This is a genomic window from Pseudomonas sp. IT-P294, from assembly GCF_949767865.1.
GTDB lineage: Bacteria > Pseudomonadota > Gammaproteobacteria > Pseudomonadales > Pseudomonadaceae > Aquipseudomonas.
Genome location: NZ_CATKQW010000022.1, coordinates 774,653 through 792,421 on the forward strand (window position 1 = coordinate 774,653; position 17,769 = coordinate 792,421).

Annotated in this window: 16 protein-coding genes; 5 read left to right on the forward strand and 11 right to left on the reverse strand. The window is 58.6% G+C overall.

The window, feature by feature from the left end; all coding sequences use genetic code 11:
• Nucleotides 1-31 precede the first annotated feature (31 nt).
• Both folB and folK read left to right on the forward strand, forming a co-directional pair.
• Complete coding sequence (folB, locus tag ACM6I0_RS18665; RefSeq protein ID WP_008051601.1) at nt 32-388, forward strand: dihydroneopterin aldolase; 357 nt, start codon at nt 32-34, stop codon at nt 386-388.
• On the forward strand, nt 379-906 hold the full coding sequence (gene folK, locus ACM6I0_RS18670) for a 2-amino-4-hydroxy-6-hydroxymethyldihydropteridine diphosphokinase (protein ID WP_414922984.1): 528 nt from the start codon (nt 379-381) through the stop codon (nt 904-906). Before folB ends, folK begins: the two co-directional genes overlap by 10 nt.
• 73 nt (nt 907-979) lie before the next feature.
• Here the strand turns inward: folK and ACM6I0_RS18675 are convergent, their stop codons facing one another.
• The 11 genes from ACM6I0_RS18675 to ACM6I0_RS18725 form a co-directional block, all read right to left on the reverse strand.
• Nucleotides 980-2,209: a multifunctional CCA addition/repair protein gene (locus ACM6I0_RS18675; RefSeq protein ID WP_414922985.1), complete on the reverse strand. Its 1,230-nt coding sequence runs from the start codon at nt 2,207-2,209 to the stop codon at nt 980-982.
• A 63-nt stretch (nt 2,210-2,272) separates the two neighbouring features.
• A complete protein-coding gene (locus ACM6I0_RS18680) occupies nt 2,273-3,835 on the reverse strand; it encodes a SpoVR family protein (protein WP_222588704.1) in 1,563 nt (520 codons plus the stop codon).
• The gene (locus tag ACM6I0_RS18685; protein ID WP_010467159.1) at nt 3,832-5,103 is read right to left on the reverse strand and encodes a YeaH/YhbH family protein; all 1,272 of its coding nucleotides are present in this window, start codon (nt 5,101-5,103) and stop codon (nt 3,832-3,834) included. Before ACM6I0_RS18685 ends, ACM6I0_RS18680 begins: the two co-directional genes overlap by 4 nt.
• Before the next feature lie 200 nt (nt 5,104-5,303).
• Nucleotides 5,304-7,226, reverse strand: a complete 1,923-nt coding sequence (locus ACM6I0_RS18690) for a PrkA family serine protein kinase (protein ID WP_084318392.1) — start codon at nt 7,224-7,226, stop codon at nt 5,304-5,306.
• Between the two features lie 296 nt (nt 7,227-7,522).
• Nucleotides 7,523-7,852, reverse strand: a complete 330-nt coding sequence (glpE, locus tag ACM6I0_RS18695) for a thiosulfate sulfurtransferase GlpE (protein ID WP_285432619.1) — start codon at nt 7,850-7,852, stop codon at nt 7,523-7,525.
• A gap of 33 nt (nt 7,853-7,885) precedes the next feature.
• Entirely contained in the window at nt 7,886-8,770 is an 885-nt protein-coding gene (locus ACM6I0_RS18700; RefSeq protein ID WP_285432618.1) for a symmetrical bis(5'-nucleosyl)-tetraphosphatase, read from the reverse strand.
• Complete coding sequence (apaG, locus tag ACM6I0_RS18705) at nt 8,770-9,150, reverse strand: Co2+/Mg2+ efflux protein ApaG (protein WP_285432616.1); 381 nt, start codon at nt 9,148-9,150, stop codon at nt 8,770-8,772. The genes ACM6I0_RS18700 and apaG overlap by 1 nt, the downstream gene beginning before the upstream one ends.
• 122 nt (nt 9,151-9,272) lie before the next feature.
• Nucleotides 9,273-10,091: a 16S rRNA (adenine(1518)-N(6)/adenine(1519)-N(6))-dimethyltransferase RsmA gene (gene rsmA, locus ACM6I0_RS18710; protein WP_285432615.1), complete on the reverse strand. Its 819-nt coding sequence runs from the start codon at nt 10,089-10,091 to the stop codon at nt 9,273-9,275.
• Nucleotides 10,088-11,077 (reverse strand): 4-hydroxythreonine-4-phosphate dehydrogenase PdxA, encoded by a 990-nt coding sequence (gene pdxA / locus ACM6I0_RS18715; RefSeq protein WP_285432613.1) that lies wholly within the window; start codon nt 11,075-11,077, stop codon nt 10,088-10,090. The genes rsmA and pdxA overlap by 4 nt, the downstream gene beginning before the upstream one ends.
• Complete coding sequence (surA, locus tag ACM6I0_RS18720) at nt 11,074-12,390, reverse strand: peptidylprolyl isomerase SurA (protein WP_285432611.1); 1,317 nt, start codon at nt 12,388-12,390, stop codon at nt 11,074-11,076. Before surA ends, pdxA begins: the two co-directional genes overlap by 4 nt.
• Nucleotides 12,371-15,169, reverse strand: coding sequence for an LPS-assembly protein LptD (locus ACM6I0_RS18725; protein WP_285432609.1), 2,799 nt, complete (start codon nt 15,167-15,169; stop codon nt 12,371-12,373). Before ACM6I0_RS18725 ends, surA begins: the two co-directional genes overlap by 20 nt.
• 130 nt (nt 15,170-15,299) lie before the next feature.
• Here ACM6I0_RS18725 and ACM6I0_RS18730 point away from each other — a divergent pair, with 130 nt between their 5' ends.
• Genes ACM6I0_RS18730 through ACM6I0_RS18740 form a run of 3 tightly spaced genes read left to right on the forward strand, consistent with a single transcriptional unit; the run spans nt 15,300 to nt 17,756 of the window.
• Nucleotides 15,300-16,319, forward strand: coding sequence for an aminoglycoside phosphotransferase family protein (locus ACM6I0_RS18730; protein WP_285432607.1), 1,020 nt, complete (start codon nt 15,300-15,302; stop codon nt 16,317-16,319).
• Entirely contained in the window at nt 16,316-16,987 is a 672-nt protein-coding gene (murU, locus tag ACM6I0_RS18735; protein WP_414922986.1) for an N-acetylmuramate alpha-1-phosphate uridylyltransferase MurU, read from the forward strand. The genes ACM6I0_RS18730 and murU overlap by 4 nt, the downstream gene beginning before the upstream one ends.
• A 1-nt stretch (nt 16,988) precedes the next feature.
• Nucleotides 16,989-17,756: a TerB family tellurite resistance protein gene (locus ACM6I0_RS18740; protein WP_414922987.1), complete on the forward strand. Its 768-nt coding sequence runs from the start codon at nt 16,989-16,991 to the stop codon at nt 17,754-17,756.
• Nucleotides 17,757-17,769 lie beyond the last annotated feature (13 nt).

Consider the following 17,769-nt stretch of genomic DNA (forward strand, 5'->3'; position numbering starts at 1 on the left):
TGCGCCCTTGTCGTGCAGCGGAGAAAAGTGCTTGGACAGAGTGTTTATCGAGGGCCTGGAAGTCGACACCGTAATTGGTGCCTACGACTGGGAACGAGGCATCCGACAGTGCTTGCGACTTGATCTGAGTTTCGCCTGGGACAATCGCCCGGCCGCCGCCGGTGATGACCTGACCCTGGCGCTCGACTACGCGAGCGTTTCGTCACGCATCCAGGCCTTTGCCGAGCAGGCACAGTTCCAGTTGGTAGAAACCTTCGCCGAGCGTCTGGTGGAAGTGTTGATGAGCGAATTCAAGATCACCTGGATGCGCCTCAAACTGACCAAGCCAGGCGCTGTCCCGGCGGCCACCGGTGGTGTGGGCGTGGAGATCGAGCGCGGATGTCGCTGACTCAGGTGTACCTAGGGCTCGGTAGCAATATCGAGCGCGAAACCCATTTGCAGGCGGGCCTGGAAGCCTTGGCGGCTTTTCTGGTGGATATACGCTGCTCGGCGGTGTTCGAAAGCCAGCCGGTGGGGATCAAGAGCGGACCGTTCTTCAATTTCGTGGTCTCGGCTTACACCGATCTGCCGTTGATGGAACTGGATCGTCGCCTGAAATTCATCGAGGCGGATAACGGTCGTTATGCCCCGGACCGCAAGGGCTTGCCGCTGGACATTGATGTGCTGCTGTTCGGCGATCTGGTAGGCAATTTCGATGGGCTGACATTGCCCAGGGCAGAGATTCTGAAAAATGCCTTTGTGCTGTGGCCGCTGTCGCTGATAGCGCCGGATCGGGTCCATCCAGGTGTAGGCAAAAGTTTTTCGACGTTGTGGCGCGAAGCGCAGATTGATCAGGTGTTGGCGCCAGTGGCGTTCGAGTGGCGTGGCCAGCAATTGACCCCAACGAATTTACTGAGATCTGACTGACGCAATTGCGGGAAGTCCGCTCCCATAGGGATTTACATAGAACCTGTGGGAGCGGGCTTGCCCGCGATGTTTTTCAGGCGGACGCCGCCTCTTTGTAGGCTTTCAGCGCCTTGAGCCGTTCACGTTTAATCGCCTCGCCCAGTTCCGGCCCTTTAAATCCCTTCTCAAGCAGCGGCTGAACCGCCACGCTGCGGGCCGCGGTCGCTGCGCCGCGCAAATAATCCGCCTGTGGATAACTTCGCTGCTCCAGCCCTTTGCGCCCCCGCGCATCCATTTCACACGCCGCAATAAACTCTTCAAATCGCTGGGGTCGACGGTACACGTCAAAACTCTGCAACAACTCCAGCAAAGTCGAAGGCTTCAGCTCCAAAGCGCGATGGCCATGGGTGTGATATTGGCCCACCAGCAATGCCAGTTCCTGGCAATCCTTGGGTGCCTTGAAGCGTTCATTGACCGCTTTGATCAACTTCATGCCCGTGTGTTCGTGGGCAATGTGACGCGGCCATTCTTCTTCGGGTGTCAATCCTTTGCCCAGATCATGCAACAGGCAGGCCCAGCGCACGGTCAGTGGTTGTTTGTGCAGCGCCGCTTGTTCAAGCACGCTCAGGGTGTGCACGCCGGTATCGATTTCCGGGTGATGGGCTTCGGGCTGCGGCACGCCGAACAGGGCATCGACTTCCGGCATCAGCACGTTGAGCGCGCCACATTCACGCAATACCTCGATAAATACCTGAGGCTGGTCTTCCATCAGCGCCCGGGAGATTTCTTTCCAGCTGCGTTCGGCGGTCAAGGCTTGCAGTTCGCCGGACTGGCTGAGCTGGCGCATCAGCTCCAGGGTTTCAGGGGCGACGGTAAATCCCAGGCCGTAATAACGAGCGGCAAAACGCGCAACCCGCAGGACTCGGAGTGGATCTTCTGCGAACGCGGGCGAAACGTGGCGAAGTATGCGCGCCTCGAGATCACGCTGGCCATGGTAAGGGTCAGTCAGATGCTGTTGATCGTCTTCGGCCATGGCGTTGATGGTCAGGTCGCGACGGATCAGGTCCTCTTCGAGGGTGACTTCGGGGCTGGCGTGAAAGGTGAAACCGCCATAACCGCGACCGCTTTTGCGTTCGGTGCGGGCGAGGGCGTATTCCTCACCGCTTTTAGGGTGAAGGAAAACCGGGAAATCCGCGCCTACCGGGCGATAGCCCTTGGCGAGCATTTCTTCAGTGGTGGCGCCGACCACGACCCAGTCGATATCGGTGACAGGCTTGCCCAGCAGGCGATCGCGTACCGCACCGCCGACTTTATAAATCCGCATAAAAAACCTCCGTTAGCTCGACAGAATAACCTTTGCATCGAGCTATCGGAGGCGTAAAGACGGTTAAAGATGAATGACGGCGAGGTCCAGTCGCCCGTAATCCCCTTCGCCGTGCTCGCTTCTGGGGGGAACATGATGGGTTTTCATCACCTGATCCCCTTGCAGGGTTTCGAGGTGAATATCGAAACCCCACAGCCGGTGGAGGTGCTTGAGCACTTCCTCGGTGGACTCGCCCAGCGGTTTGCGGTCGTGTTGCTGATGGCGCAAGGTCAGCGAGCGGTCACCACGCCGGTCGATGCTGTAGATCTGCACGTTGGGCTCGCGGTTACCAAGGTTGTACTGCGCGGCCAGGGTTTCGCGGATGATGCGATAGCCACCCTCATCGTGAATCGCCGGAACCAGCAAGTCGTCCTTCTGGTCGTCATCGAGAATGCTGAACAGTTTCAGGTCACGGATCACTTTCGGTGACAGGTATTGCAGGATAAAACTCTCATCCTTGAAGCTGCTCATCGCGAACTTGATGCTCGATAGCCAGTCGGTGCCCGCTATTTCCGGGAACCAGCGGTAGTCCTCCTCGGTAGGGTTTTCACACATGCGGCGGATGTCCCGGTACATGGCAAAACCCAGGGTGTAGGGGTTGATGCCGTTGTAGTAGGGGCTGTCGAAGCCGGGTTGGTAGACCACACTGGTGTGGGACGTCAGGAACTCCATCATGAAGCCGTCAGTCACCAGCCCTTCGTCATACAGGTCGTTCATCAGGGTGTAGTGCCAGAACGTGGCCCAGCCTTCGTTCATCACCTGAGTCTGGCGTTGTGGGTAGAAATACTGGGCAATCTTGCGCACGATCCGCACGATCTCCCGCTGCCAGGGTTCCAGTAGCGGCGCGTGTTTTTCGATGAAATACAGGATGTTTTCCTGAGGTTCGGCGGGGAAGCGTGCGTTGTCCTTGTCACTGAACTTGTCCGCTCCTTTCGGAATGGTGCGCCACAGATCATTGATTTGTTTCTGCAGGTGCTCCTCACGATCTTTCTGACGACGACGTTCCTCTTCCGCCGAGATCGGATAGGGGCGTTTATACCGGTCGACCCCGTAGTTCATCAGCGCATGGCAGGAATCGAGGAGATCCTCGACTGCGTCGATGCCGTGGCGTTCTTCGCACTGCATGATGTACTGCTTGGCGAAGACCAGGTAATCGATGATCGAGCTGGCATCGGTCCAGGTACGGAACAGGTAATTGCCTTTGAAAAAGCTGTTGTGCCCGTAGCAGGCGTGGGCGACGACCAGCGCCTGCATGCAGATGGTATTTTCTTCCATCAAATAGGCGATGCACGGGTCTGAGTTGATCACGATCTCGTAAGCCAGTCCCATCTGCCCGCGGCTGTAGGATTTCTCGGTGCTGAGAAAGTGTTTGCCGTAGGACCAATGGTGATAACCCAGCGGCATGCCGACGGAGGCGTAGGCATCCATCATTTGCTCGGCGGTAATCACCTCTATCTGGTTGGGGTAGGTATCGAGTGCGTAGCGAGCCGCCAGGCGACTGATTTCTTTGTCGTAGGCCTGGATCAGCTCGAACGTCCATTCGGAGCCGGTGGAAATGGGTTGGCGCTTCTGCTCTTTGGCGGTCATGTCACTAACCTGCGCTGGAAGAGTTCACGAAAGACCGGATAGATATCCCCGGCCGAGACCAGTTGCTGTTGGGCAAAAGTGTCAGAGAAGGCTTCGGCGATGCGTTCGTACTCGAACCACAAAGCCTGGTGTTCGCGCGGGGTAATCTCAACGTAAGTGTAGTACTGCACGAACGGCATGATCTGGTTGATCAGAATGTCGCGGCAGATCGGCGAGTCGTCGTTCCAGTTATCGCCGTCGGACGCCTGGGCGGCGTAGATGTTCCACTCATTGCTCGGATAGCGCTCGGCCATGATCTCCTGCATCAGTTTCAGGGCACTGGAGACGATGGTGCCGCCGGTTTCCCGGGAGTAGAAGAACTCTTCCTCATCCACTTCGCGGGCGCTGGTGTGGTGGCGGATGAACACAACGTCGATCTTGTCGTAGTTACGCTTCAGAAACAGGTACAACAGGATGAAGAAGCGCTTGGCGATGTCCTTGGTCGCCTGGGTCATGGAGCCGGACACGTCCATCAGGCAGAACATCACGGCCTTGGAGCTCGGGTTCGGCTGCTTGATCAGCAGGTTGTACTTGAGGTCAAAGGTGTCGAGAAACGGCACGCGATGGATGCGCGCACTGAGTTTTTCGATTTCCGCTTCGATTTCCTGAATATCGCCAAAGTTATCCGGTTCATCGCGCTTGAGCCGCAACAGTTCCTCTTTGGCTTCGCGCAATTTAGCCCGGCTGCTGCCAGACAGGGCGATGCGCCGGGCATGGGCCGAACGCAGCGTGCGGATGATGTTGATGCGTGAAGGGTTGCCTTCGTTGCTGATGCCCGCGCGCACGGTCTTGAAGGTGTCGGTGCCGGTCAGGTTGCGCTTGACCAGGTTCGGCAGCTCAAGGTCCTCGAACATGAACTCGAGGAATTCCTCCTGGGTGATCTGGAAGACAAACTCGTCCATCCCTTCGCCCGAGTTGCCAGCCTTGCCGGGGCCTCTGCCGCCTCCCCCTCCAGGTGGACGGGCAATGTGCTCGCCGCTGGTGAATTCCTTGTTGCCGGGGTGCACGACGGTCTGCTTGCCACCACGGCCATGGTGAAGCACCGGCTCGTCGATATCACGTCCGGGAATGCTGATTTGCTCGCCGTGCTCCATATCGGTAATGGAGCGCCGGCTGACGGCCTCTTCGACAGCCTTTTTGATGTGATCACGGTAACGCCGCAGAAACCGCTGGCGGTTCACCGTGCTCTTGTTCTTGCCATTGAGACGTCGGTCGATCACATAGCTCATGACTGCTCCTTAGAAGCTGTCCTGAAAGGGGCGAGCGGTTATGCAGCATCGACCGTGCCAAGGGATGTTCACGCTCCCCCAAGCGCTTTGAATACTGCCTGAACCTCGCACCGACTTTCGAACACCTTCCAGAGGCCTGTGTAACAGAAAAAGCGCACACAGGTCTCTGGCTGACGACAACCGGTCTGACCGGCAGCGGGTTACTGTGATTTTCTGACCCGCAGGTACCACTCGGACAGCAGCCGTACCTGTTTGTCGGTGTAACCCCGCTCGACCATCCGTGTGACGAAGTCGTTGTGTTTCTGCTGGTCCTCTTTGCTGGCCTTGGCATTGAAGCTGATGACCGGCAGGAGGTCCTCGGTGTTGGAGAACATTTTCTTCTCGATGACCACCCGCAGTTTTTCGTAGCTGAGCCAGGTCGGGTTCTTGCCATTGTTGTTGGCCCGCGCGCGCAATACGAAGTTGACGATTTCGTTGCGGAAATCCTTCGGATTGCTGATGCCAGCCGGTTTTTCGATTTTCTCCAGCTCTTCGTTCAGGGCGACGCGATTGAGGATCTCGCCGGTTTCCGGGTCGCGGTATTCCTGATCCTGAATCCAGAAGTCGGCGTACAGCACGTAGCGATCGAAGATGTTCTGGCCGTACTCGCTGTAAGACTCGAGGTAGGCAGTCTGGATCTCCTTGCCGATGAATTCGATATAACGCGGTGCCAGGTACTCCTTGAGGAAGCGTAGATACCGTTCACGAGTCTCGGCCTGGAATTGTTCCTGTTCTATCTGTTGTTCCAGCACATAGAGCAAATGCACCGGGTTGGCGGCGATTTCGTGCGGGTCAAAGTTGAACACCTTGGACAGGATCTTGAACGCAAACCGGGTCGACAGACCGTTCATGCCCTCGTCTACACCGGCGTTGTCGCGGTATTCCTGGATCGACTTGGCTTTCGGATCGGTGTCCTTGAGGTTCTCGCCGTCATACACCCGCATCTTGGAGTAGATGTTGGAGTTTTCCGGCTCCTTGAGACGCGAGAGCACGGTGAACTGGGCAAGCATCTTCAGGGTGTCGGGCGCGCAATGAGCCTTGGCCAGGGAGCTGTTGAACAGCAGCTTGTCGTAGATCTTCACTTCGTCGCTGACGCGCAGGCAGTACGGTACTTTGACGATGTAGATCCGGTCGATGAAGGCTTCGTTGTTCTTGTTGTTACGGAAGGTGTGCCATTCCGATTCGTTGGAGTGCGCCAGCAGGATCCCGGTGAAAGGAATCGCCCCGAGGCCTTCGGTACTGTTGTAGTTGCCTTCCTGAGTGGCGGTCAGCAATGGGTGCAGCACCTTGATCGGCGCCTTGAACATTTCGACGAATTCCATCAGGCCCTGGTTGGCCCGGCACAGTGCGCCCGAGTAACTGTAGGCATCGGCGTCGTTCTGTGGGTATTCCTCCAGTTTGCGGATGTCGACCTTGCCCACCAGCGCCGAGATGTCCTGGTTGTTTTCATCTCCCGGCTCGGTTTTGGCCACCGCGATCTGATTGAGGATCGACGGATAGAGCTTCACCACGCGGAACTGGCTGATGTCGCCGCCGAATTCGGCCAGGCGCTTGGTAGCCCATGGCGACATGATGGTGTTGAGATAGCGCCGAGGAATGCCAAAGTCTTCCTCGAGGATCGCGCCATCTTCGGTGGCGTTGAACAGACCCAGGGGCGACTCGAATACCGGCGAACCCTTGATCGCGTAGAAGGGCACTTTCTCGATCAGCTGTTTCAGCTTTTCGGCCAGGGACGATTTACCGCCACCGACAGGACCGAGCAGATAGAGAATTTGTTTCTTCTCTTCCAGCCCCTGAGCGGCATGGCGGAAATACGACACGATCTGGTCAATGCATTCTTCCATCCCGTGGAAGTCTTCAAAGGCCGGATAGCGGCGGATGACCTTGTTGGAGAAGATTCGCGACAGCCTCGAGTTGGTCGAGGTGTCGAGCAGCTCCGGTTCTCCGATGGCCAGCAATAGACGCTCGGCGGCGGAGGCGTAGGCGCTGCGGTCCTGTTTGCACAGTTCAAGATACTCTTGCAGCGTGAGTTCTTCCTGGCGTGTGGACTCGAATCGTTGTTGGAAGTGGCTAAAGATACTCATGACGTCACCTCGCTCGATACGTGGAGCCGACGCCGGATCATTCAGTCGATGCTGGCAGCAACCGGATATGCAGTCGCTGTTTACCCCCCAGAACTCTTTCGGATCTGACTACCCCGAAAGCTACTCCCGATGACCCGCGCGCCGGTGTACCGGCTCTCCCCTGTTTTGGATGGCCTGCGCTTAAGGATAGTTGGGAATTCGTGAGGTAAAGGCAAGATGCGTAATTAGTTGTGGCAGACCGTTCGTCTGCCACCGCGCTAACCCACGGGGGCCGGGGCTTGCGCGTTACAAAAAAATTATTCTGAGGTGCCTTGCGCCGTTTCCGCAGGAAAAGTGGTACGCCACAGCTCAAAACCGCCATCCATGCTGTAGACGTCGGAAAAGCCCTGGCTGATGAGGTAAGCCGCCGCGCTCTGGCTGGAGTTGCCGTGATAGCAGACCACTACCAGCGGTGCGTCGAGGTCGGCGCTGCGGATGAAATCGGCGATGGAGTGGTTATCCACATGCCGGGAGCCGGCAATGTGCAGCGCGGCGTAGGTTTGCGGGTCGCGGATATCGACCACCACTGCGCCTTGTTCGCGCAGGGCATGGGCCTGTTCCGGGGGAATACGTTTGAATTCGCTCATGGCGGGCTCCTGTGGCTCGGCTGGAGGCGCAGTCTAGCGCGGGGCGCTGGCTGGCGTTGGTTCGCTGGTTTGTGGGGCGACTGCTGGCTCGGCGGCATGGCCATGCTCGTCGCATTTGCAGGACAGGCGTTCTCCGCTATCGACATCCATCAGGGTCAGGGCACCGCCCCAGACGCAACCTGTGTCGAGGGCGGAGACGCCCGGTTCGTTGCACTGGCCTTCAAGCGCGGCCCAGTGCCCGAAAATGATTTTCACGCCCTTGGTCTTGCGTTCCTTATGCTGGAACCAGGGTTTGTAGCCAGGTGGCGCAGTGTCCACGCCTTCCTTGGTCTTGAGGTCCAGCTTGCCTTCGGCGGTACAGAAACGCATGCGGGTGAAATAGTTGGTGATCACCCGAAGGCGCGTGACACCTTTGAGGTCGCTGTCCCATTTCGCTGGATCATTGCCGTACATACCGTCGAGGTAGGGTGGCAGCAAATTATCGTCGCGCAGGGTCGTCTCGACCTCGGCGGCGCATTTCAGGGCTTTGCGCAGCGACCATTGCGGCGGGATACCGGCATGCACCAGCACAACGTTACGTTGCTCGTCGTAGTGCATGAGCTTTTGCTGGCGTAGCCATTCCAACAGGTCGGCACAATCGGGGGCTTCAATAATCTCGCGAAGGGTGTCGGTTTTCTTCAGGCGTTCGATGTTTTTTCCGGCGGCCAACAAGTGCAGGTCATGGTTGCCGAGCACGCACACCAGCGATTCGCGAATGCTATAGAGGAAGCGCAAGGTAGCCAGCGACTGCGGACCACGGTTGACCAGATCACCCACCAGCCACAGACGATCCTTTGTCGGGTCGAAGGCTACTTTTTTGAGCAGGCATTGCAGGGCTTCAAGGCAGCCTTGCAAGTCTCCGACCGCATACGTTGCCATCAGTGCAAGGCTCCGGGCACCGCCAGCCGGAAGGGCGCAATGACAGCATCGAAATGCTTACCGTCGTCGGCAAGCATCTGATAAGTGCCTTGCATCGTACCGACCTTGGTGGTCATCACGGTGCCACTGCTGTAGGTGTGTTCTTCACCGGCCTGGATCAAGGGTTGCAAGCCCACGACGCCGGCACCGCGAACCTCCTCGACATGCCCGTCACCGTCGGTGATCACCCAGTGCCGTGACAACAATTTGGCCGGTAGCTCGCCATTGTTGTGCACGGTGATGGTGTAAGCGAAGGCAAAGCGGTTGTGCTCGGGTTGCGATTGTTCTGCCAGATAGCGGGTGACGACGCTGACGTCGACCTGATAACGAGGATCGGACATGCAAGAGGCCTTAAATCAAAGCGGGACGCGGGGCGTAGCTGATACAAATCAGTCTAGGCCAAGTACCGGGTAGTAAACCAGACATCGCGTCTGGCGTCCCACCCGATAACGCTCATCGCCTGTCAGTCGGCGGCAGGCGCCAGCGAGACTTGTTCGCTGAGCTTGTCGGCCAGGCGCACGAAAGCGGCGAGGTCGAGCTGCTCCGGGCGCAGACTGCCGTCGACACCGGCGGCGGTGATCTCGTCGTTGCTCAGCAGCAACTTGAGGGTGTTGCGCAGGGTCTTGCGGCGCTGGTTGAAGGCTTCACGCACCACACGCTCCAGCAGTTTGTGATCCTTTGCCGGGTGCGGCAGCACGGTGTGAGGCACAAGGCGCACGATGGCCGAGTCGACTTTCGGTGGCGGATTGAACGCACCGGGGCCAACGTTGAACAGGTGCTCGACCCGGCAATGGTACTGAACCATGATCGACAGGCGACCCCAGTCACCGCCACCAGGTCCCGCCGCCATGCGCTGGACCACTTCCTTTTGCAGCATGAAGTGCATGTCGCGAATCAGGCTGGCGTTATGCAGCAGGTGAAAAATCAGTGGCGTCGAGATGTTGTACGGCAGGTTGCCGACGACCCGAAGGCTGCCCGGTGCCGCATTCAGGCTGTTGAAGTCGAACTTCAGCGCATCGCCTTGATGCAGGTTGAAATTGCTCTTGCCGGCGAACTGCTGATTCAGGATCGGGATCAGGTCCTTGTCCAGCTCCACTACGTCCAGTTGCGCGCCGCTGCCCAGCAGGCCTTGGGTCAACGCACCCTGGCCCGGGCCGATTTCCAGCAGGCGGTCTTCCGGTTTGGCGTGGATGGAGCGCAGGATGCGGTCGATAACGCCGGCATCGTGCAGGAAGTTCTGGCCGAAACGCTTGCGCGCACGGTGTTGGTAATGCTCGGTCATAAACGGGTCTCGGCCATCTGGTAGGCAGTTTCCAGGGCGACTTGCAGGCTGCCGGTATCGATTTTACCGCTGCCGGCCAAGTCCAGGGCGGTGCCGTGGTCGACTGACGTGCGGATGATCGGCAAGCCGAGGGTCACGTTGACTGCCGCGCCGAAACCTTTGTATTTCAGTACGGGCAGGCCCTGGTCGTGGTACATCGCCAGCACCGCGTCGCAGTGCTCCAGATATTTGGGGGTAAACAGAGTGTCGGCGGGCAGGGGGCCACGAAGGTCCATGCCCTCGCCGCGCAGGCGCTCTAATGTAGGTTCGATGATATCGATTTCTTCATGGCCCAAGTGTCCGCCTTCACCGGCATGCGGGTTGAGTCCGCAGACCAGGATGCGTGGCTGGGCGATGCCGAATTTTTCTTGCAGGTCGCTGTGCAGGATCCGCGTGACTCGTTCCAGGCGCTCCGGCGTGATCGCATCGGCAATCTCGCGAAGGGGCAGGTGAGTCGTTACCAGCGCCACACGCAAGCCGCGGGTGGCGAGCATCATCACCACTTGTGCGGTATGGGTCAGGTCGGCGAGAAACTCGGTGTGCCCGGAAAAAGCTATCCCGGATTCATTGATTACACCTTTGTGCACAGGGGCGGTAATCATCCCGGCAAAATGCCCGTCGAGGCAACCTTGGCCCGCACGGGTAAGGGTTTCCAGGACGAAAGCGGCATTCGCCTTATCCAGTTGCCCGGCAGTGACCGGTGCACTGAGGGGGGTATCCCAGACATACAGGCTATTGGCAGGCGCCGGCGCGTCCGGCCAACTGTCCGGCGTCACCGGAATCAAGTCGACAGCCACGCCCAGCTGCGCGGCCCGCTCAAGGAGCAGGTCACGGCTGGTAATGGCAATCAGGGGGTGGGGCTGGGCTTGCGCGGCGAGCAGCAGGCACAGGTCGGGACCTATGCCGGCCGGTTCGCCGGGTGTCAGCGCGAAACGTTTGGGTTTCACTGTGCTGCCTGGTCTGCACCAGGGAGTTTGATCTCTACATAAGCTTCGTCACGGATCTGACGCAGCCAGGTTTGCAGCTCTTCGTCGTATTTGCGGTTGCGCAGTACGGTCATTGCTTGCTGCTCACGAGCCTGGGTGGTGCTGTCGGTGGCGCGACGGCCAAGGACTTCCAGAACGTGCCAGCCGTATTGGGTCTGGAATGGCTTGGACAGCTGACCTTGCGGGGTCTTGGCCATTACTTCGCGGAACTCGGGCACCAGCGCGTTAGGGTCGACCCAGTTCAGGTCGCCGCCATTGAGGGCTGAACCCGGATCTTCCGAGAAGCTTTTCGCCAACTCGCCGAAGTCTTCGCCGGCTTCGATACGGGCGTAGAGCGATTGGGCCAGTGCCTTGGTTTTTGCTTCGTCGCGGATCGGACTCGGTTTGACCAGGATATGACGCACGTGCACTTCATCGCGTGTCTGGGTTGCACCGCCACGCTTTTCGAGGATCTTCAGGATGATGAAGCCGCCCGGTGTGCGCATGGGTTGGGTGATATCGCCGACTGCCATGGTGCTCAACATGCGATCGAATGGCGGTGGCAATTGAGCAGCTTTACGCCAGCCCATATCGCCGCCTTCCAGTGCAGTTTCGCTGGCAGATTTGGCAATGGCCAACTGACCGAAGTCAGCGCCTTGCTTAAGCTGCTGGTAGACCGCGTCCGCTTGTTTGGCCGCATTCTGAATCGCATCGGAGTTGGCGCTTTCCGGTGTAGGAATCAGGATGTTCGCCAGACGAAACTCTTCGGACAGCTGCATCTTGCCGAGGTCGGAAGCGAGGAAGTTCTTCACTTCCTGCTCGGACACCTGGATGCGTTCGGCTACACGACGCTGGCGCACACGGCTGATGATCATTTCGCGGCGAATCTGTTCACGGGCGTCGTCGTAAGACAGACCGTCGTGAGTCAGGGCGGCGCGGAACTGATCAATCGACATGTTATTGCGCTGGGCAATGGTGCCGACGGCCTGGTTCAGTTCTTCATCGGTAATGCGGATGCCAGAACGTTCGCCGATCTGCAATTGCAGGTTTTCGACGATAAGGCGTTCCAGCACTTGCTGATCCAGCACACTGGCAGGCGGTGCCGCAGCACCGCGTTTGGCGATGGTTTGCTGAACTTCGTGGACACGCTGGTCCAGTTGGCTCTGCATGACCACGTCGTTATCGACAATGGCCACCACTTTATCGATGGACTGCACTGCGGCGTTAGCCGCAGTACCCAGGAACATCGCGCCCAGCAATAGCGGGCGCAGACAATCAGAAAGCTTGGTCTTCACGTTCACGATAACCTTGGATGCCTTTGTCGAGGAAGCTCTCTACTTTAGCGCCGGTGAGGCCGCCGAGACCTTTCAGAACGATTTGTAGGAAGACGCCGTGGTCGCCTTTTTCGTTTTGCGGAGCTTCCTGACTGAATTCGTCGTAGGAAACCCAGTAACGGTTGATCAGGCGCAGTTTCCAGCAGCAGTTGTCGTACTCGAAACCACCAAAGGCTTCCAGGGTACGGTTGCGGTTGTAGTCATACTGCCAACGGCTGATGGCGTTCCATTGCGGCACGATCGGCCACATCACCGAGAAGTCGTGCTGCTTGATTTTGTAGTAGTCCTTCACGAAGCCAGGCTGGCCAGGGGTGCCGTAGTCACCGCCACCCACGGACCACTTACCGGTGTTCTGGTCATAACGAACCTGGTCATTGCGATAGCGATAGCCGGCGTTGATGATCTTGTTCGGGTTGTCTTCAGGCTGGTAGTGGAACATCGCGCTACCCGAGCGAGGGCTGCGGCTGTCCGGATCCCAGTTGTAATCGGCGGTGGTGCGCCAATCGTGGTTCCAGCGGTATTCGTATTCCAGCGCATACGGCGAAACGTTGGAATGCGCGTCGTCGCGGGTTTTTGGATCGATACCCGGCAGCTGGACTTCACGGTTCTTGAAGTACATGGCCTGGCCGACACTGATCCGTTGACGCTCGAAACCGTCGTCTTCAATCCAGCGGTTGGTGATGCCCAGGGACAGCTTGTTCTCGTCGCCGACACGGTCGGAGCCCGAGAATCGGTTATCACGGAACAGCGACGCGTAGCTGAAGGTGTACTCGCTGGTGTCGAAAACAGGGATGTTTTCCTGATCCTTCTCGGGTACATAGAGGTAGTACAGGCGCGGCTCAAGGGTCTGGCGATAGTTTTTACCGAACCATTGGGTATTGCGATCGAAGTACAGGCCGCTGTCGATGCTGGCGATGGGTACGCCGCGGCTTTGGTTGCTGCCGAATGTACCGTTGAGCTGGTCTTGTTCTGCGTTCTGCGCAGCAATCTGGGATTTGCCGATACTGTCCAGGTCCAGTTGGTACTGAGTGTACTGGTACTTCAGGGATGGCTTCAGGAAACCATAGGTGGCATTCATCGGATAGCTGATAACCGGGGCCACATTCAGACGATCGCCGGTCGCGCGCGCCAGGCCTTGAACGTTGGTGTCCAGACGTGGACTTACATTGCCGTTTGCATCAGTGAAAGTGCCATTTTTCAGGTCACGATCAAATCGCACTATTTCAGTTTCGTAAGCGAAATCCAGTCCGCCCGGATGCTCCGGCAACTGACCGTTGAAGGTGATCTGCGGCAGACGATCATATGGCGTGATGTTGGAAACGGTTGCCAGCTCGTAAGCCTGGGCATTGAGGCGGGCCACATAGCTGTCGCCACGGTAAGTGACGGAACCCTGCTGGTTTACATAGTCAGCGCTTTTCACGCCAATCTGGTCAGTCTGCAGATCCTGGAAGTAGTACGGATCGCTGATCTTGGTGTAATCGACCTGCGTTAAGACCCGCGAATCCAGACCGCCCTTGTGCTGCCAGTTATACATGTAGCGGTTTTTCTGATAATCGGTCTGCTTGCTGCGATCGGTATCTTCGTCGTTGAGGTACGCGGCACCAAACTGACCTTCGCTCGACTTGGTCAGGTAGCGGAACTCGCCTTCCATCAACAGGCCGTGCTTGCTCATGTAACGCGGGTACAACGTGGCGTCGTAGTTCGGTGCCAGGTTGAAGTAATACGGTGTGACCAGCAGGAAGCCGGTATCGCTGCCCGCGCCGATGGTCGGCGGCAGGAAGCCGGACTGGCGACGGTCGTCGATCGGGAAATAGATGTAGGGCGTGTACAGGACTGGAATGTCCTTGACCCGCAATGTCACGTTGGTTGCGGTACCGAAGCCGGTCGCCGGGTTCAAGGTGATGTTGTTGCCCTTGAGCTGCCAGGCGTTGCTGTTCGGTTCGCACGTGGTGTACGTACCGTCCTTGAGACGGATGATCGCGTTTTCGGCCCGTTTGGCGTACAGCGCGCTACCGCGGATGCGGGATTTATGCATCACGTATTCGGCGTTATCGACCTTGGCTTCACCGGTGTCGAGCTGCACGTCGGCATGGTCGCCGACAAGCAGCGCGCCGTTGTCGCGAATACGGACGTTGCCGCTCAGTTCGCCACGGCTCTCGGCCTGGTAAAGGTTGGCCTCGTCGGCTTCGACCTGCATGCTGCCTTGGCGCATGACGACGTCACCGGCGAGCGTGCCGACCTGATCTTCGGTGTTATAGCGCGAAGCCTTGGCGCCGATAAAGGTCGGGGCGTCACTTTTATTCGTCGTGTCATTCATGCCAGGACGAATCGGTTCGATATAGGAACCAGAGCAGTAAGGACCGGTCTCGGCCAATTGCGCAGCCGTGAGGTTTTCACGAGGAACCCAATCGAGGTGACTGTAGTCTGCACTACGCGACTTCAGGCCGCGGCCTTTGGCCTCGGTAACCAGCACAGGCTTGGCGCCGGTATCTTCACGGGGGCCGCCTTCGGGCGAGGCTTCGCCCGTGGCGGAAACTGCGCTGCCCTCATGGACGGGACGCGGAGGCAAGGCCGCCGCTGGCGATTTTGGCGCACAGGCCCAGGCGCCCGAAGCAGAGACTGAGCAGTCATACTGTTCCGCGGCGACCACGAATGAAGTGGCTAGGGGTTGCAGGGCCAGCAGACTGCCGGTAACCAACAACGGAAATTTTTTACGAAACGCGGGGGATTTCAATGCCATCTTATTAGTCCGGGCTTCCTGCGTGCCATCTGCCCGCGGTGTGGGCCGCACGCCTCTCGATGGTCTGAAAAAGATGCTGGATAATAAAGCATGACCCGCTTGACGGCTAGCGCCGTCGGAGACCCTTGCAATGCCTGACCAAGATGTACGTTTGCAACACCTGAAAGTTTGGCTCGATGAGCAGTTGGCCGTCCTTTTTGCAGAACAGGATTGGGGCGTTGTACCCCCGGCCACGTTGACTGCGGCCAGTAGTGATGCGAGTTTTCGGCGCTATTTCCGTTGGGAAGGCGCCGGCAGAAGTTTCGTCGTGATGGACGCGCCACCGCCCCAGGAAAACTGCAAACCCTTCGTGGATATCGCTTTTTTGCTGGCGAAATCCGGAATAAATGTGCCGAAAATTTATGCCGAAGACCTCGAACGCGGTTTTCTTTTGCTCAATGACCTGGGCAACAAGACGTATCTGGACGTGATCGACAGCGAAAACGCCGACGATTTGTTCAAGGACGCCCTTGATGCGTTGCTGGCTTTTCAGCAGTTGCCAATGGTTGCGCCGCTGCCCAGTTATGACGTGGCGCTGTTGCGTCGCGAGCTGGAATTGTTCCCCGAGTGGTACGTGAAGCGCGAGCTGGGCATCGAGTTCGACGCAGCGCAACAAATGCTCTGGCAGAACGTCACCGATGTGTTGATCGACAGCGCCCTGGCTCAGCCCAAAGTGCTGGTGCACCGCGACTACATGCCGCGCAACCTGATGCTCAGCGAGCCTAATCCTGGCGTGCTGGATTTCCAGGACGCGGTCTATGGCCCGGTGACCTACGATGTGACCTGCCTGTTCAAGGATGCCTTCCTGAGCTGGCCAGAAGAACGCGTACGCGGCTGGCTGGAAAACTACTGGCAGCAAGCGGGCGAGCTCGGTATTCCCGTGCAGCCTGATTTCGAAGACTTCCTGCGGGCCAGCGACCTGATGGGCGTGCAGCGCCACCTGAAAGTGATCGGCATTTTCGCGCGCATCTGCCATCGCGACGGCAAACCCCGCTACCTGGCTGATGTGCCACGCTTCTTTGCCTATATAGATGCAGTGATAGCCCGCCGCCCTGAATTGGCTGAGCTGGATGTGTTGCTGCTGAGTCTGCGCGCTGGAGTCCCGGCATGAAGGCAATGATTCTGGCAGCCGGCAAAGGCGAGCGCATGCGCCCGTTGACCCTGTCCACGCCAAAGCCGCTGGTTCGTGCCGGCGGCGTGCCCCTGATCGAGTATCACTTGAAGGCCCTGGCGATTGCCGGGTTCACCGAGGTCGTGATCAATCACGCCTGGCTTGGTCAACAACTCGAAAGCTACCTGGGCGACGGTTCGCAATACGGCATGCGTATTGAGTACTCGCGAGAAGGTGAGCCGCTGGAAACCGGCGGCGGGATTTTCCGCGCGTTGCCATTATTGGGTGACGAGGCCTTTGTGGTGGTCAACGGCGACATCTGGACCGACTACGACTTCAGCGTGTTGCATCAACCCATTGCCGGGCTGGCCCACCTGGTGTTGGCGGATAACCCGCTCCATCATCCCGCCGGCGACTTCACACTGGTTGACGGGCAAGTGCATGACGCTCAACCGGGCGCCGCGACCCTGACCTACAGCGGCATTGCCGTGCTGCATCCGCACTTGTTCGACGGTTGCTCGGCCGGCGCCTTCAAACTCGCACCGCTGCTGCGCAAGGCCATGGCCGATGGGCAGGTCACGGGCGAACACCTGCGAGGGCATTGGGTGGATGTCGGCACGCACGAGCGTCTGGCCGAAGTTGAATCCTTGATAGAAGCGAGACGCTGAGATGCTGTGGCCAGGGACTCTGATTGGAGCCGGAGCGGGCTTTGCCATAGCCAGTATTCCGGGGGCCATGCTCGGCGCTTTGTTGGGGCAGGCACTGGATCGGCGCTTGCACTTGCAGAGCTGGGGACAATTGCGTGAAAAGCTCGGCGGTCGTCCGATGCTGCGCAACGATGAGCTGTTATTCGTGTTGCTGGGGCGCTTGGCCAAGAGCGATGGGCGTGTGGTGGATGGCCATATCCAGCAGGCCCGTCAGGAAATGCGTTCGTTGGAGATGACCGAGTCGGCGCAGCGACGTGCCATTGCCGCGTTCAATCGTGGCAAGTCGGGCAATGACCGGTTACGCGGGTATCTGCGCCGATTGAGTGCGCAGCCCCATGCGGCGGAAGGTGTGTTGCGTGCCTGTTGGCGGATGGTCTGGGCCGATGGCCGTGCCGGAAACCGCGAGCGCGAGCTGATTGCGCAGTGGGGGAAATGGCTAGGCTGGACGCACCATCAGGTGCAGGCACTGGCGGCCGACTATGAACAGCACAAGCGGCCGCAAGTCAGCGCCACCCTCACTTATCAGGATGCACTGCGGCTATTGGGTGTGTCGGCGACCAGTGAGCCGGCGCAGATCAAGCGTGCCTATCGACGCCTGCTCAGTCGCCATCACCCGGACAAGATTGCCGGCAGCGGTGCGACCGCGTTGCAGGTGCGTGAAGCGACTGACAAGACACGTGAACTGCATAGCGCCTACACGTTGATTCGCCAGCGACGGGATTTTCGCTAACCGGCGGCGATGC

Excerpts from the sequence above, each read along its gene's own strand:
- murU (WP_414922986.1), top strand. The coding sequence starts at position 16,316 with ATGAAGGCAATGATTCTGGCAGCCGGCAAAGGCGAGCGCATGCGCCCG.
- rsmA (WP_285432615.1), bottom strand. The coding sequence starts at position 10,091 with ATGACCGAGCATTACCAACACCGTGCGCGCAAGCGTTTCGGCCAGAAC.
- ACM6I0_RS18700 (WP_285432618.1), bottom strand. The coding sequence starts at position 8,770 with ATGGCAACGTATGCGGTCGGAGACTTGCAAGGCTGCCTTGAAGCCCTG.
- ACM6I0_RS18675 (WP_414922985.1), bottom strand. The coding sequence starts at position 2,209 with ATGCGGATTTATAAAGTCGGCGGTGCGGTACGCGATCGCCTGCTGGGC.
- apaG (WP_285432616.1), bottom strand. The coding sequence starts at position 9,150 with ATGTCCGATCCTCGTTATCAGGTCGACGTCAGCGTCGTCACCCGCTAT.
- ACM6I0_RS18680 (WP_222588704.1), bottom strand. The coding sequence starts at position 3,835 with ATGACCGCCAAAGAGCAGAAGCGCCAACCCATTTCCACCGGCTCCGAA.
- ACM6I0_RS18690 (WP_084318392.1), bottom strand. The coding sequence starts at position 7,226 with ATGAGTATCTTTAGCCACTTCCAACAACGATTCGAGTCCACACGCCAG.
- ACM6I0_RS18740 (WP_414922987.1), top strand. The coding sequence starts at position 16,989 with ATGCTGTGGCCAGGGACTCTGATTGGAGCCGGAGCGGGCTTTGCCATA.
- glpE (WP_285432619.1), bottom strand. The coding sequence starts at position 7,852 with ATGAGCGAATTCAAACGTATTCCCCCGGAACAGGCCCATGCCCTGCGC.
- ACM6I0_RS18685 (WP_010467159.1), bottom strand. The coding sequence starts at position 5,103 with ATGAGCTATGTGATCGACCGACGTCTCAATGGCAAGAACAAGAGCACG.
- folK (WP_414922984.1), top strand. The coding sequence starts at position 379 with ATGTCGCTGACTCAGGTGTACCTAGGGCTCGGTAGCAATATCGAGCGC.
- ACM6I0_RS18730 (WP_285432607.1), top strand. The coding sequence starts at position 15,300 with ATGCCTGACCAAGATGTACGTTTGCAACACCTGAAAGTTTGGCTCGAT.
- ACM6I0_RS18725 (WP_285432609.1), bottom strand. The coding sequence starts at position 15,169 with ATGGCATTGAAATCCCCCGCGTTTCGTAAAAAATTTCCGTTGTTGGTT.